At 61.6% G+C, this 14270-nt stretch carries 12 protein-coding genes; 5 read left to right on the plus strand and 7 right to left on the minus strand.

Annotated elements, in window-relative coordinates:
- The first annotated feature begins 98 nt into the window (after positions 1-98).
- Genes EDD52_RS06810 through EDD52_RS06825 form a run of 4 tightly spaced genes read left to right on the plus strand, consistent with a single transcriptional unit; the run spans position 99 to position 5672 of the window.
- On the plus strand, positions 99-1166 hold the full coding sequence (locus tag EDD52_RS06810; RefSeq protein WP_132243200.1) for an AI-2E family transporter: 1068 nt from the start codon (positions 99-101) through the stop codon (positions 1164-1166).
- A gap of 3 nt (positions 1167-1169) precedes the next feature.
- Positions 1170-1853: a P-loop NTPase family protein gene (locus EDD52_RS06815; protein ID WP_132243202.1), complete on the plus strand. Its 684-nt coding sequence runs from the start codon at positions 1170-1172 to the stop codon at positions 1851-1853.
- A gap of 42 nt (positions 1854-1895) precedes the next feature.
- Positions 1896-4070: an RNA degradosome polyphosphate kinase gene (locus EDD52_RS06820; RefSeq protein ID WP_132243693.1), complete on the plus strand. Its 2175-nt coding sequence runs from the start codon at positions 1896-1898 to the stop codon at positions 4068-4070.
- A gap of 51 nt (positions 4071-4121) precedes the next feature.
- The gene (locus EDD52_RS06825; protein ID WP_132243204.1) at positions 4122-5672 is read left to right on the plus strand and encodes a Ppx/GppA family phosphatase; all 1551 of its coding nucleotides are present in this window, start codon (positions 4122-4124) and stop codon (positions 5670-5672) included.
- 47 nt (positions 5673-5719) lie between these two features.
- Here the strand turns inward: EDD52_RS06825 and EDD52_RS06830 are convergent, their stop codons facing one another.
- From EDD52_RS06830 to scpA, 6 genes are all read right to left on the minus strand, one after another.
- Positions 5720-6097 carry a hypothetical protein gene (locus EDD52_RS06830; protein WP_132243206.1) on the minus strand — a complete coding sequence of 126 codons (378 nt, stop codon included), beginning with the start codon at positions 6095-6097 and terminating at the stop codon, positions 5720-5722.
- Positions 6098-6136: 39 nt separating this feature from the next.
- Positions 6137-7159 (minus strand): endonuclease/exonuclease/phosphatase family protein, encoded by a 1023-nt coding sequence (locus EDD52_RS06835; RefSeq protein WP_132243208.1) that lies wholly within the window; start codon positions 7157-7159, stop codon positions 6137-6139.
- A complete protein-coding gene (locus EDD52_RS06840; RefSeq protein WP_132243210.1) occupies positions 7159-7845 on the minus strand; it encodes a molecular chaperone DjiA in 687 nt (228 codons plus the stop codon). The genes EDD52_RS06835 and EDD52_RS06840 overlap by 1 nt, the downstream gene beginning before the upstream one ends.
- Positions 7846-7889: 44 nt before the next feature.
- Positions 7890-8369, minus strand: a complete 480-nt coding sequence (locus EDD52_RS06845) for a GNAT family N-acetyltransferase (RefSeq protein WP_132243212.1) — start codon at positions 8367-8369, stop codon at positions 7890-7892.
- Positions 8366-8968 carry a VOC family protein gene (locus tag EDD52_RS06850; protein ID WP_132243695.1) on the minus strand — a complete coding sequence of 201 codons (603 nt, stop codon included), beginning with the start codon at positions 8966-8968 and terminating at the stop codon, positions 8366-8368. The genes EDD52_RS06845 and EDD52_RS06850 overlap by 4 nt, the downstream gene beginning before the upstream one ends.
- A 112-nt stretch (positions 8969-9080) precedes the next feature.
- Positions 9081-11219: a methylmalonyl-CoA mutase gene (scpA, locus tag EDD52_RS06855; protein ID WP_132243214.1), complete on the minus strand. Its 2139-nt coding sequence runs from the start codon at positions 11217-11219 to the stop codon at positions 9081-9083.
- A 364-nt stretch (positions 11220-11583) separates the two neighbouring features.
- Here scpA and EDD52_RS06860 point away from each other — a divergent pair, with 364 nt between their 5' ends.
- The gene (locus tag EDD52_RS06860) at positions 11584-12078 is read left to right on the plus strand and encodes a DUF4174 domain-containing protein (protein WP_132243216.1); all 495 of its coding nucleotides are present in this window, start codon (positions 11584-11586) and stop codon (positions 12076-12078) included.
- Positions 12079-12257: 179 nt separating this feature from the next.
- On the opposite strand, the gene EDD52_RS06865 is transcribed toward EDD52_RS06860, so the two are convergent.
- Positions 12258-14258: an acetyl-CoA carboxylase biotin carboxylase subunit gene (locus EDD52_RS06865; protein WP_132243217.1), complete on the minus strand. Its 2001-nt coding sequence runs from the start codon at positions 14256-14258 to the stop codon at positions 12258-12260.
- Positions 14259-14270 lie beyond the last annotated feature (12 nt).

Here is a 14270-nt window from a genome sequence, read left to right on the forward strand (position 1 = left end):
CCCTGCCTGCGCAAGCGCTGTGATGCCATTTTTTGACAACCCTCTGCTTGCATGACACGCCCAGTTGGGCAAAGAGTGACCCGAAAGGGGCGCATCGCATGGGTTTACCGGTTCAGCAACAGATGAAGTACTGGGGCATTGCCACGATAATACTCGTGCTGGTCCTGTGGTTTCTTGGCGATGTCCTGTTGCCCTTCATTCTGGGCGGGGCGATTGCCTATTTCCTTGACCCGGTTGCCGACAGGCTGGAACGGGCCGGGTGTTCGCGGGCGCTGGCCACTGGCATCATCACGGTCATTGCGCTTGTGATCTTCGTGCTGATGGCGCTTCTGGTGATCCCGACGCTGGTTCAGCAGACCCTGCAGCTTTTCGAAATCGCGCCCAATCTTTTCCAGGACCTTCAAGCCTTTCTGACAGAGCGTTTCCCGTCCCTGATGGTCGAGGACAGCGTCGTGCGCCAGTCGCTCTCGGGGCTGGGTGAAACCATCCGCGACCGTGGCGGAGAGCTTCTGAACACCGTGCTCAGTTCAGCCGCCGGGATCATCAACGTCGTTCTTCTGTTCGTCATCGTGCCCGTGGTCGCCGTGTACCTGCTATTGGACTGGGACAACATGATCGCGCGGATTGACGAGCTTTTGCCACGCGACCATGCGCCCGTCATTCGCAAGCTGGCCGCGGATATCGACAAGACGCTGGCCTCTTTCATACGCGGCATGGGTACCGTCTGCCTTGTGCTGGGCGCCTATTACGCCATCGCGCTGATGCTGGTGGGGCTGCAATTCGGGCTGGTCGTCGGTGTCATCGCGGGGCTGCTGACCTTCATCCCTTACGTCGGCGCCATCGTGGGCGGCGCATTGGCCATCGGGCTTGCCCTGTTCCAGTTCTGGGGCGAATGGTGGTGGATCGTCGCCGTCGCGGTGATCTTTCAGATCGGGCAGCTGATCGAAGGCAATATCCTGACGCCGAAACTGGTGGGCAGCTCTGTTGGTCTGCATCCGGTCTGGCTGCTGATGGCCCTGTCGGTCTTTGGCATGCTCTTCGGCTTTGTCGGCATGTTGGTGGCCGTGCCGGTGGCCGCAGCCCTTGGCGTTCTGGCCCGCTTTGGCGTGGCGCAATATAAACACAGCCTTCTTTATCGCGGTGTCAGCGATCAGGATGAGAGCTGATCCATGACCGAACAGCTCCGCATAACCTTGCCCGTGCGTCAGGCCCTGGGACGCGAAGATTTCTACGTCGCAGAGGCCAATTCCGTCGCGGTTTCGCAGATCGAGACATGGCGCGACTGGCCCGGTCGCAAGCTTGTCCTGTCGGGGCCCGAAGGCTCTGGCAAGTCACATCTGGCGCATGTCTGGGCTGCCGATAGCGGCGCGCTGATCGTCGATGCCACCAGCCTGCGCGAAGAAGATGTCCCCCGACTGGTGCTGCGCCCCGTCTGTGTCGAGGACGTGCCCAAAATCGCCGGGAACGATCAGGCGGAACGGGTGCTTTTGCATCTGCACAACCTCGCGCTGGCAGAGGGGCAGACGCTGCTTCTGACGGCGGATCGCCCGCCCTCTGCCTGGGGTCTGTCCCTGCCCGATCTTGCCAGCCGGATGAACGGCACCCCGATGGCCAGCCTGACCGATCCCGACGATCTTTTGCTGGGTGCGGTGCTGCTGAAACTGTTCGCGGATCGCCAGATCGTGCCCGCGCCGGACGCTGTGACCTATCTCGTGCGGCACATGCACCGGTCTTTTGCCATGGCCCGCAGGATCGTCGACGCGCTGGACGAAGCAGCACTGGCCCAACCCAAAGGTATTAACCGACCCCTTGCCATCAAGGTCCTTCAACAACTTGATACGTTTGACGATTAAAGCAAAATCATGAACAAAGAATTTGAAGGCGAACCCCAACCGATGACACAGGCCGATTTTCTCAAATCCCCCTTCCCCGCGCCGCAGGAGCTGCCCGATATCGACCTGACCGGGCCGGGCCGCTTTTTCAACAGGGAGCTTAGCTGGCTTGGCTTCAACTGGCGCGTGCTGGAGGAGGCAGAGAACCTGCGCACGCCCCTGCTGGAACGTCTGCGCTTTCTGTCAATCTCGGCCACGAACCTTGACGAATTCTATACGGTCCGTGTCGCGGGCCTGCGCGAGCTTGCACAAAGTGGCAACTCCACCCCCGCCGCAGACGGGCTGACACCTGCCGAACAGCTTGTGCTGATCGACGAAGACGCCCGCAAGCTGATGGCCCGCCAGCAGGAAGTGCTCAAGACCCTCCAAGCCGAGATGGAGGCAGAAGGCATCGTCGTGCTGGGGCCTGACGATCTCGATGATCAGGATATGAGACATCTCGAAGAGGTCTTCCTGACACAGGTTTTCCCGATCCTGTCGCCGCTGGCAATCGATCCGGCGCATCCCTTCCCTTTCATTGCCAATACTGGCTATTGCCTTGCACTGCATCTGGAACGGACGCGCGACAAGCGGACGCTTCAGGCGCTGCTGCCGATCCCGCATCAGGTGGATCGCTTTATCGCCCTGCCCGCCGATCAGGGCCGGTTCCGCTTCCTGCTGCTCGAAGACCTTGTGCTGCTTTATGTGCATCAGCTGTTTCCCGGTTATCGCACAAAGGCACATTTCGGGTTCCGCGTCCTGCGTGACAGCGACCTTGAAGTCGAGGAAGAGGCAGAGGATCTGGTCCGCGAGTTCGAAGTGGCGCTAAAGCGACGGCGCCGCGGGCAGGTCGTGCGCCTGACCATATCTTCCGGTGCCGCGCCCGCCCTGAAATCCGTGGTGATGCGCGAATTGCACGTGACCGATGGCGAGCTTTTCGAGCTGGAGGGCATGGTGGGGCTTGCCGATGTCAAGGAACTGGTGCTGGACGCCCGTCAGGATCTGCAATGGCCCGCCTTCACCCCACGCGTGCCGGAGCGCGTACAGGACCATGACGGCGATATGTTCGCGGCGATCCGCCAAAAGGACATGCTGCTGCATCACCCGTATGAGACCTTCGACATGGTCGTTCGCTTTCTTGCCCAGGCTGCGCGCGATCCGGACGTTCTGGCGATCAAGCAGACGCTCTACCGGACCTCGCGCAACTCTCCCATCGTGGACGCGCTCTGCGAGGCGGCGGAAGACGGCAAATCCGTCACGGCGCTGGTCGAGCTGAAGGCCCGTTTCGACGAGGCCGCCAACATCCGCCAGTCCCGGCGGCTGGAACGGTCGGGCGCGCATGTCGTCTATGGTTTTCTGGATTGGAAAACCCATGCCAAGATCTCTACCGTGGTGCGGCGCGAGAATGGCAAGCTGGTCACCTACACCCATTACGGCACCGGCAACTACCACCCGATCACCGCGAAGATCTACACCGATCTCAGCTTCTTTACCTGCGATGCCGCCTTGGGGCGCGATGCGACCAAGGTGTTCAACTACCTGTCAGGCTATGCCTATCCCGAGGGGCTGGAGAACCTGCATATCTCTCCCCACCAGCTGAAAAGCTTCCTGCTGGAGCAGATCGAGGCCGAAGCCGCCCATGCAGAGGCCGGGCGGCCAGCGGATATCTGGGTCAAGGTCAACTCTCTGGTTGAACCACAAGTCATCGACGCGCTTTACAATGCCAGCCAACGCGGGGTGAAGATCACGCTCGTCGTGCGTGGCATCTGCGGATTGCGCGCCGGAGTAAAAGGGCTGTCGGAAAATATCCGCGTGAAATCCATCGTCGGGCGTTTTCTGGAACATTCCCGTATCATTTGTTTCGGCAACGGGCGCGGCCTGCCATCGAAAAAGGCGCGGGTGTTCATATCTTCGGCCGACTGGATGGGGCGCAACCTCAACCGCCGGATCGAAACGCTGGTCGAGATCAGCAACCCGACCGTCAAGGCCCAGATCGTAAGCCAGATCATGGCGGCCAACCTTGCCGATGTCGCCCAAAGCTGGGTGATGGGTCCGGATGGCAAATTCGACCGCGAACCGGTAGAGCCGGGAAAATTCGCCTTCAACTGCCACCGGTTTTTCATGGAGAATCCGTCGCTGTCTGGCCGGGGCTCTGCCGGAGCGTCGGATGTTCCGCAGCTCACTCACTCGGATGATTGACCCGGCGCCCCAGCCTGTCGCAGACTAAGCGGCACCACCGAAGAGGTTCGCATGACCAAACTGGCAGCTGCTGCACACCAAGTCGGGGGGCCGTTCACGCGCGCCCTGTTCAACGATCCGGAGGCGCGCGATCTGTCCCGAGTGGGGGTGCTCGACATCGGGTCCAACTCTGTCCGGCTTGTGGTGTTCGATGGTGCGGCCCGCAGCCCTGCCTATTTCTATAATGAAAAGCTGATGTGCGCGCTTGGGGCGGGCATGTCCGAAACCGGTCGGCTGAACCCCGAAGGGCGCAAACGCGCGCTCTCTGCGATCACGCGGTTTCAGGCCCTGGCGGATGGTCTTGGCATGGCGCCGATCAGCGCCGTGGCCACCGCAGCGGTCCGGGAGGCCGAGGACGGGCCGGAATTCTGCGCCGAGGTCGAAGAAAAGACCGGTCTGAAGATCTGCGTGATCGACGGCGAGGAAGAAGCTCGGCTTTCGGCCCAAGGCGTTCTGCTGGGATGGCCGGGATCTTACGGGCTGGTCTGCGATATCGGCGGTTCCTCCATGGAACTGGCCGAAATCGCGAGCGGTCAGGTCGGTCGCCGGGTCACCTCGCCCCTTGGCCCGCTGAAGCTGCGTGATCTGCCGGGCGGACCGAAGGAACGCAAAAGCCATATCCGCAAGACGCTCAAGACATTGGCCAAAACGATGGGCCCGCAACATGATCGGCTGTTCCTCGTGGGGGGCTCCTGGCGGGCCATTGCGCGCATCGATATGGATCGCCGCGCCTACCCGTTGCACGTGCTGCATGAATACCGCATGAGCGCCCAGTCAGTGAACGACACAATCGCCTATATTGAGGAGTCGGACCTGAACGAACTGCGCAACCGCTGCTCGATCTCCAGCGCGCGCATGTCGCTGGTGCCCTATGCCGCAGAGGTGCTGCGCGAGGTGGTCGGCATCATCGACCCCAAGGATATCGCCATTTCCAGCTATGGCATCCGCGAAGGGTTGCTGTACGAACAAATGCCCCAGCGTTTGCGCGACCGTGACCCGCTGATTGAGGCTTGCTACTTCGCCGAGGCCAAGGACGCCCGCCTGCCCGGCTTTGGGCGGCGCCTGTTTGCGTTCGTGTCGCCCCTTTTTGCCAATGCAGGCCCCGCACAGATGCGCATCGTCAAGGCCGCCTGCCTGCTGAACGATGTCAGCTGGCGCGCCCATCCCGACTATCGGGCGGAAACCTGTTTCGACAATGCGACCCGGGCCAACCTTGGCGGTCTGAAACATTCCGAGAGGGTGTATCTGGGTCTCGCCCTGCTGCACCGCTACCGCAACAAGCGCGAAGGCACACGGTTCGAAGAGCTTTACGACCTTCTGCCGCCGGACCAGCAGCAAGAAGCAGAGGTGCTGGGCAAGGCGATGCGGTTCGGCGCGATGCTCTGGATGTCGGATTTCTCTGCAACCGGGGCAGAGCTAGAGCTCGACACGGACAAAGCAGTGCTTACGCTGCGACTTTCCGGCGCTGCGCGGCAGCTTTTTGGTGAAGTGGCAGAGGCACGGTTCGCGTCGCTCGCATCATCGCTCGGCGTGGAAACCAAGGTCGTGGATAACGCGGCCTGACCGGCGTTCTACCGCAATGTTCCGCCCGGGCCTTAGTTGCGAGGCGTTCAAAGCTCGATTTCACCGTCCTCCAGCGGACGGTCGGGCGGCGCGGCCTCGGGTTTACGGCGGATGATGATATCCCCGTTGGGCTGCATCTCTGGCGCGTCGTAGACGGACCAGTCATCCACCTCTTCCAGCAGTTTGCGCAGCGCTGGCCCCATATTGTCGGCAAAATCCCGCATCGCGGGTTTCATGTCCTCGGCCAGGCCCTCCAGCTCTTTCAGCGCGGGCTCCATCTCTTGCATGATGCCGCGCATGAACAGCCGCGCGCCTTGCTCCATCAGGCTCAACCCCTCGGCCCCATCCAGCTCTTCCTCCTGCGCGGAGACAAGATTGGGCGCGAGGCCAAGTGACAGGACAAGGGCGAGTGTGATCGGCTTCATGGACAGGAATATAGGTGCTCTGGCCAAAAACGTAAGAGGTCAGATATCGATGTCCAAAGTCACCGGAAAATGATCCGACGCTGTCAGCAGCGCCTCGTGCAGCTCTGGCGTCTTCCAGCACCCAAGGTCGTCGAACGGATGCCAGATGCGCCATGTCGGCCCTGTCTCGCGCAGATCGGCAGACACCATGATGTAATCAAGCAGCGCCTGAAGGTAGCTGTTCTTATGCGCCAGAAAGAAGCGCGCGGTTGCAGGCTGCGACCCGATCCGCCGCGAAAGGGCCTGTTCCGCGTGCGGATCGTAAAGCCGCGGGCCCCCGTCCCCCAGAACGATCTCGACCGAGGAGCGGCCAAACAGGTTTTCGTATTCATCCAGCCCCGGACCGTCATTCAGATCCCCCATCAGGATCAGGCTTTCCCCGGCGTTCAGATGCGTTTCAATCCGCCGTCGCAGCCAGATCGCCTGCGCCAGTTGCTTGCGACGGTTGGCGATTGACAGCCGCATGATCGCGTCACGCCCCCGCGCGCCATACGGTGCCTTGGATTTCAGATGTGCCCCGATCAGCCGCAACTCCTTGCAAGAGGCCGTCCGGGCGGCGATTTCCAGCGGGGGTTTCGAAAACCGGATCTTGTCCTGCGTGGCGTCGATATCAAGGTCGATGCGAAAGGTTCCGTCGAATCGCGGAACTTCGTCCCATGCCGTATCGGGCGTGATTTGCCCGATCGGATCGTGCCGCGCCTCCATCTTGTCGGGATCGTAGAGCAGCGCAATTTCCTGCTGGGTGTCATTGACGAACCCGATGATCGCCCGGCGGGCCCGCAAGCCAAAGGTCTGGGCGAAAGTTTCCAACGCCGCTGTCCCGTTACGACGTGTATGGCTGTCAGGGGCCTCGATCACCATGACGGCATCGGCATCCAGCGCCGTGAACACGATCCCCAGCGCCTCGATCTGCTGTGCGCGCGTCACGTCCCGGCGCGCCGACCAACGGTCATCCGCCAGCAACTGGCCAGCGTCGTCGAACAGCGCGTCAAACCATTCGACATTATAGGTGGCGATCCGCATCAGGCGTCTTGCCGCTGGGCAGAAATCTCTTCCCAGGCACGGTTGATATCGACCAGCCGCCGTTCGGACAGGCGCACGGCTTCTTCCGGCAGGCCGCGTGCGATCATCTTGTCCGGGTGGCTTTCGCGCACCTGCGCCCGCCAGACCTTGCGGATTTCGGCCAGCTCCATTTCGGGCGACACGCCCAGAACGCTGTAAGGGTCGGGTTGGGCGTCGGGGACGAACCTTGCGCGTAGCCCGCGAAATTCAGGTTGCGGCATTTTGAAAATCTGCGCGACCCGCTCCAGAAAATCATCCTCTTTGGGATGATACCGCCCATCCGCCACCGCGATGTAAAACAGCCCCTCCATCAGGGTGCACAGAATGGTGCGGTCTTCGCTGAACATGCGCGCGATGCGGGCCGCGTATTCCTCGTAGCCGGCCACGTCCTGCCGGGCCAGGTTGAACACCCTTGCGGCGCCTTCCTCGTCGCCCGCCGCAATGTGGAACACCTCGCGAAACGCGCGGACCTCGTCACGCGTCACCAGCCCGTCGGCCTTGGCCATCTTGGCCGATAGCGCAATCACCGCGATGGTGAAGGCAACAGAGCGTTCGGGCGGCGTTCGCAGACGTTCGAACACGGCGGAAAGGCCCTCGCCCTTGGCAAGCGCCTGAATCGCCTGAGATATGCGGGTCCAGATCGACATGGGGGCGATTCTATACGGCGGATGGGGGCTTGTCAGTGTGACAATCAGAGAATTTTCTGCATCAGCACAAGATCCATCCACCGTCCGAATTTGAAGCCGACCTCGGGCAGGCGGGCGACATGCGCAAATCCCAGCGCGGCGTGAAATCCCACGGCTGCGGCGTTTTCACCGCTGATGCCCGCCCAAAGCGAATGCACGCCTTCCGCTCGCGCCTGGCCCTCAAGCGCGGCCATCAACGCGCGGCCCGTCCCCTGCCCATGGGCCTGTGCATCCAGCATGATCGAGTGTTCCTTGGTATGGGCATAGCCCGGCCCGCCCCGAAACGGAGAATAGGTGGCAAAACCCACGACCTGCCCCGCCCGTTTGCAGACCTGAAACGCCGCACCGCGCGCGGCGATATCTGCGGCGATACCTGCCTCGGTCTTGAGCTCGGTGGTGAAGGTGAACGCCGTGTCCCTGATTATCGGGTTCCAGATGCGCATGATCGCAGCCGCATCTTCAGGCGTCGCAGGCCGGATCATCATGTCAGGGTCCGAATGCCCCCGGCAGTCGCAATCTGTGCGCTCAGACAGGACGCGCCAGTGTCAAAGACGATCCGCTCATCCGAAATTTCCAACAGGTCGCGCAGCGTCTCTGCCTCGGGATGTGTCACCACCAACTGCTCCAGCGTGCAACCGCTTCCGGGCAGGCTCTCGCCCGGTGTCACCGGCACCTGCCATTCGATAAGCGCCGGGAACATCTCGTCAAAGGGCAGTTGCCCGCTGCGCGGCACCGCCATGCGCCAGCGCAAATCCCCGCGTTCAAGATCCACGGCTTCGCCCGCCTCGGGCCAACGTTCCAGCGCGGCATCCAGATCCGGCACCCGGCAGATCCAGTTGGTCAAACGCGCCTGCCCCTTGAATATATCCAGCCCGAACCAGCGCGGCCGCAGGGGCGGCGGTGCCACCGGGTCGATGGCGATCGCCTCCAGATAAAGCCCGTCTGCCATCCCGATCAGCCTGTTATGGGTGCCGAACACCTGATGGTGCCCACCCGGTATGCTGGCGACGCCCAACGAGGATTCAAGATGCGAGACGGCCAATGCCAAAGTGGAGCCGCTTACGGCAAGATGATCCAAGCTCAACATGGGTATCAGCCTCCAACCAGTCACAGTTTTCTTGCCCGGCATCTGGCTGAAACGCAAGCGCGCGCCGGTTGCGGCGCGCGCTGGTCTGTCGGCAATTGGGGCGGGCCGGTCAGGCCGCCGTATCGCGTGCCGACCGGATCAGCCGCAAAATATCCTGCGCTGCTGCCGGAATATTGGTGCCCGGACCAAAGATGGCCTTCACCCCGGCATCTTTCAGGAACTGGTAATCCTGCTGAGGGATGACCCCGCCGCAAATCACGATGATATCGCCCGCACCTGCATCCTTCAGCGCCTGAACAAGCTGCGGTGCCAGCGTCTTGTGCCCTGCCGCCTGACTGGAAATGCCGACGACATGGACATCATTGTCCACCGCATCCTGGGCCGCTTCGGCAGGTGTCTGGAACAGAGGCCCCACATCGACATCAAAACCGATATCGGCAAAGGCGGTGGCAATGACCTTGGCGCCCCGGTCATGCCCGTCCTGACCCATCTTCACCACCAGCATGCGCGGGCGGCGGCCCTCGTCTTCGGCAAAAGCCTCTACCGACTTCTGGATCGCGGCAAAACCTTCGTCGCCCTCGTAGGCCGCGCCATAGACCCCGGCCAGCGTTTTCACCTCGGCGCGGTGGCGCCCGAACACCTTTTCCATGGCCATGCTGATCTCTCCAACAGTTGCGCGGGCACGGGCAGCCTCGACCGCCCCTTCCAACAGGTTGCCGCCCTCTTTGGCGCGGCGTTCAAGTTCGTCGAGCGCGGCCGTGCAGGCAGCTTCGTCACGGGTGGCGCGCATCTTTTTCAACGCGGCCACCTGATTTTCGCGCACCTTGACGTTGTCCACGTCGAGAATGTCGATCGGGTCTTCCTTGTCCTTGCGGTACTTGTTGACGCCGACGATCACCTCTTCGCCCCGGTCGATCATCGCCTGCCGAATGGCCGCACTTTCCTCGATCCGCAGCTTGGGCATGCCAGAGGCGACGGCCTTGGTCATGCCGCCCATCTCTTCGACTTCTTCGATCAGCTCCCACGCCTTTTCGGCCAGATCATGGGTCAGCTTTTCGACATAGTAGGAGCCTGCCAGCGGATCGACGACATTGGTCACGCCGGTCTCTTCCTGCAGGATCAACTGGGTGTTGCGCGCGATCCGGGCCGAGAATTCGGTAGGCAGGGCAATCGCTTCGTCCAGCGCGTTGGTGTGCAGCGATTGCGTGCCGCCCAGAACCGCCGACATCGCCTCATAGGCCGTGCGGATGACGTTGTTATAGGGGTCTTGCTCTTGCAGGCTGACACCGCTGGTCTGGCAATGGGTCCGCAACATCTTGGACCGGGGGTTCTGCGCGCCCAAATCGGTCATGATCCGGTGCCACAGCAGACGTGCTGCCCGCAGCTTCGCCGCTTCCATGAAGAAATTCATGCCGATGGCAAAGAAGAACGACAGCCGCCCAGCGAATTTGTCCACGTCCATGCCGCGTTCAATCGCCGCTTTCACGTATTCGCGCCCGTCCGCCAGCGTATAGGCCAGTTCCTGCACAAGGTTCGCGCCGGCCTCTTGCATGTGGTAGCCGGAAATCGAGATAGAGTTGAATTTCGGCATCTCGGCACTGGTATATTCGATGATATCGGCAATGATCCGCATCGAGGGTTCCGGCGGGTACACATAGGTGTTCCGCACCATGAATTCCTTTAGGATGTCGTTCTGGATCGTGCCCGAAAGAAGCGCGCGATCGTGGCCCTGCTCTTCGCCCGTCACGATGAAATTCGCCAGGATCGGGATCACGGCCCCGTTCATCGTCATCGAGACAGAAACCTTGTCGAGCGGGATCCCGTCGAACAGGATCTTCATGTCCTCGACGGAATCGATTGCCACACCGGCCTTGCCGACATCCCCCACCACGCGCGGATGGTCGCTGTCATAGCCGCGATGTGTCGCCAGATCAAAAGCGACAGAGACACCCTGCTGCCCCGCCGCCAGCGCCTTGCGGTAGAACCGGTTGGATTCCTCGGCCGTCGAAAACCCTGCATATTGCCGGATCGTCCAGGGGCGGCCTGCATACATCGTGGCCTTCACGCCGCGGGTGAACGGCTCTTCACCCGGCATCGTGCCCATATGCGGCAAGGCTTCGATGTCCTCGGCGGAATAAACCGGGGCGACCTCAATGCCTTCCAGCGTTTTCCACGTCAGATCCTCCAGAGGGCGGCCGCGCAGCTCTTTCTCGGCGACAGCGCGCCACTGCTCTTTCTTGGATGTCATCGTCTTATCCTCTTGCAGTTTGACCGGCTGGCGGATGCGTGATCGCCAGCGTCGCGTCGGGTTCGTCTATCGGACGGTCCGCGTCACCGCCCCGAAGGGTCGGTGAAACGCGGTTTCGGCTGTTTTCTTGCGCTTTTCCTCTGCCCGGATGGGGGCAGAGCCCGGCGGCAGCGGCCACGGACCATGAAATGCTGGTCCCTGCGCGGTAGGGCGGTTCCGGCACCGCGCAGGGTATCAGAGCGTCGAGCATCACAGGCCGCACCCCTTGACCAAGCGGCAGTCACGAGATTTTTCGCGCTTCCCGTGGGTTACGGCCTTCGCAATGGCGACCTGAGGACCTATATTCCGTGTTACAGGAGTATACATGACCCTTAGCAGATTGCTTTTATCTACGGCTTGCGCGATCGCTCTGGCGATCAGCCCTGCCATTTCCGCCGCTGCGGAAGAGGCTGTAGAAGAGCCACTAGCAGAGGTGACCGAGGTTGAAGAAGCACCCACGATCCGCAGCGCAGAGGGTGTGGACCTGTCGGAATTCCTGTGGATCAAACGGCCCGTCATCGTCTTTGCCGACAGCGCCAACGATCCCAGATACGTCCAGCAGATGCAGTTCATATCCGACCGGATCGGCGAACTGGAATTGCGCGACGTCGTTGTGCTGACCGATACCGATCCGGCCAATCCCAGCCCCGCGCGTCTGGCACTGCGCCCACGCGGGTTCATGCTGGCGATCCTTGGCAAGGATGGCGGCGTCAAGCTGCGCAAACCGCTGCCGTGGAGCGTGCGCGAAATCTCACGCTCCATCGACAAGTTCCCGATGCGCCAGCAGGAAATCCGCGACCGCCACCCCGCGCTCCCCTGAACCTGACAGATCTGTTCCCGCTGCAAATCGCTGGCGTCAATTCGGTGGCGCTGAGCAGATCTGTCGGCCCCGAGCCGATCGCCGGGTCGAACACGCCGCCGCCCCGCGTTACCGAAATTAATCAGCCCCGCGAAGACAGGCAGGTTCTTGGTTATCCGACCCGGCACCGGCATGGCGGCTTATTCGAACTCCATGATGACATCATCCACGGCGAGGCTGTCACCAGCCGAGGCATTGATCTTTGCCACAACGGATTTCTTTTCGGCCCGCAGGATATTTTCCATCTTCATCGCCTCGACGGTGCAAAGCGGCTGGCCTTCCTGCACTTCCTGACCAACTTCGACATCCACTTTCACGATCAGGCCGGGCATCGGACATAGCAGCAGCTTCGATGTGTCCGGCGCAAGTTTGACCGGCATCAGCTTGGCAAGTTCGGCCTGGCGCGGGGTGCGCACATGGACCTTCAGGTCAGCGCCCCGGCTGCGAATGCGGAACCCGCCAGAGATCTTGCCCACTTTCAGCACCAGCGGCTGGCCGTCGACCACCATCTTCGCCAGGGTATCCCCGGGCGTCCAGTCGCCCGAAACGCGCAAAGCCTCGCCATCGTCGAACATGACCGTCGCGCCGTCGTGATCTGCGGAAACGACCGCGTCGAAATCAACGTCCTGCAAGGCGACGTTCCACTTTTCACCGACATGGCGTTCGTGATTGTCCAGCCTGCCGGACACGCGCGCACGCCGGATCTCTGCCACCCGGTTCATCGCCGCACAGGCCGCAGCGATGCGCCGCAAATCGACCGTGTGCAGCGTCACCCCGTCAAAGCCGTCGGGGTATTCTTCTTCGATGAAGGCGGTCGTCATCTCGCCCGCCGTGAATTTCGGATGATCCATCACCGCCGACAGGAAGGGCAGGTTATGGCCAATGCCTTCGACCTCGAAACTGTCCAGAGCCACGCGCATCTCTTCAATCGCCTGAGTCCGTGTCGGCGCCCAGGTGCAAAGCTTGGCGATCATCGGGTCATAATACATTGAGATTTCGCCGCCCTCGAACACGCCGGTATCATTGCGCACGGCAGAGCCCGCATCCGCATGCTCTTCCGGCGGCCGGTAGCGCGTCAGCCGCCCGATTGAGGGCAGAAATCCGCGATATGGGTCTTCTGCGTAAAGCCGGTTCTCGATGGCCCAGCCATGGATCTTCAGATCGCTTTGCGCCATCGGCAGTTTTTCACCTGCGGCAACCCGGATCATCTGTTCTACCAGATCGACACCGGTGATCAGTTCGGTCACCGGATGTTCGACCTGAAGGCGGGTGTTCATTTCCAGAAAATAGAAGTTCCGCTCGCCATCGACGATGAACTCCACCGTGCCCGCGCTTGCGTAATCCACCGCCTGCGCCAGCGCCACGGCCTGTTCGCCCATCGCCTTGCGGGTGGCCTCGTCGAGAAACGGGCTGGGCGCCTCTTCGACAACCTTCTGGTTGCGGCGCTGGATCGAACATTCGCGCTCGTGCAGGTAGACCGCATTGCCATGCGTGTCCGCCAGAACCTGAATTTCGATGTGGCGCGGTTGCGTTACGAATTTCTCGATGAAGATCCGGTCGTCGCCAAAGCTGTTGGCCGCCTCGTTCTTGGAGGATTGAAACCCTTCGCGTGCCTCGGCGTCGTTCCAGGCGATCCGCATGCCCTTGCCGCCACCGCCGGCACTTGCCTTGATCATCACGGGATAGCCGACTTCGTTGGAGATTTTCACCGCCTCCTCGGCATCCTCGATCAGCCCCATATAGCCCGGAACCGTCGAAACCCCGGCCTCTTGCGCCAGCTTCTTGGAGGTAATCTTGTCACCCATCGCCTCGATCGCGCCGACGGGCGGCCCGATGAAGGCCACGCCCTCGGCCTCAAGCGCCTGGGCGAATTTCGGGTTCTCCGACAAAAAGCCATAGCCCGGATGCACGGCTTCGGCCCCGGTCTGACGGATCGCATCCATCACCTTGTCGATGACGATGTAGGACTGGTTCGCAGGCGCGGGCCCGATATGCACCGCCTCGTCCGCCATTTTGACATGCAGCGCATGACGGTCAGCATCCGAATAGATGGCCACCGTCTTGATGCCCATCTTGCGCGCGGTCTTCATGACCCGGCAGGCGATTTCGCCGCGGTTGGCGATCAGGATCTTCTTGAACATCTCCAGTCCCTT

It is taken from the genome of Primorskyibacter sedentarius (assembly GCF_004342065.1).
Classification (GTDB): Bacteria; Pseudomonadota; Alphaproteobacteria; order Rhodobacterales; family Rhodobacteraceae; genus Primorskyibacter; species Primorskyibacter sedentarius.

What these genes read in the sequence shown, in the direction of transcription:
- EDD52_RS06835 (WP_132243208.1), bottom strand. Translation starts at nt 7,159, where the DNA reads ATGCGGATCGCCACCTATAATGTCGAATGGTTTGACGCGCTGTTCGAC.
- EDD52_RS06830 (WP_132243206.1), bottom strand. Translation starts at nt 6,097, where the DNA reads ATGAAGCCGATCACACTCGCCCTTGTCCTGTCACTTGGCCTCGCGCCC.
- EDD52_RS06810 (WP_132243200.1), top strand. Translation starts at nt 99, where the DNA reads ATGGGTTTACCGGTTCAGCAACAGATGAAGTACTGGGGCATTGCCACG.
- EDD52_RS06815 (WP_132243202.1), top strand. Translation starts at nt 1,170, where the DNA reads ATGACCGAACAGCTCCGCATAACCTTGCCCGTGCGTCAGGCCCTGGGA.
- scpA (WP_132243214.1), bottom strand. Translation starts at nt 11,219, where the DNA reads ATGACATCCAAGAAAGAGCAGTGGCGCGCTGTCGCCGAGAAAGAGCTG.
- EDD52_RS06860 (WP_132243216.1), top strand. Translation starts at nt 11,584, where the DNA reads ATGACCCTTAGCAGATTGCTTTTATCTACGGCTTGCGCGATCGCTCTG.
- EDD52_RS06840 (WP_132243210.1), bottom strand. Translation starts at nt 7,845, where the DNA reads ATGTCGATCTGGACCCGCATATCTCAGGCGATTCAGGCGCTTGCCAAG.
- EDD52_RS06825 (WP_132243204.1), top strand. Translation starts at nt 4,122, where the DNA reads ATGACCAAACTGGCAGCTGCTGCACACCAAGTCGGGGGGCCGTTCACG.
- EDD52_RS06845 (WP_132243212.1), bottom strand. Translation starts at nt 8,369, where the DNA reads ATGATGATCCGGCCTGCGACGCCTGAAGATGCGGCTGCGATCATGCGC.
- EDD52_RS06865 (WP_132243217.1), bottom strand. Translation starts at nt 14,258, where the DNA reads ATGTTCAAGAAGATCCTGATCGCCAACCGCGGCGAAATCGCCTGCCGG.
- EDD52_RS06820 (WP_132243693.1), top strand. Translation starts at nt 1,896, where the DNA reads ATGACACAGGCCGATTTTCTCAAATCCCCCTTCCCCGCGCCGCAGGAG.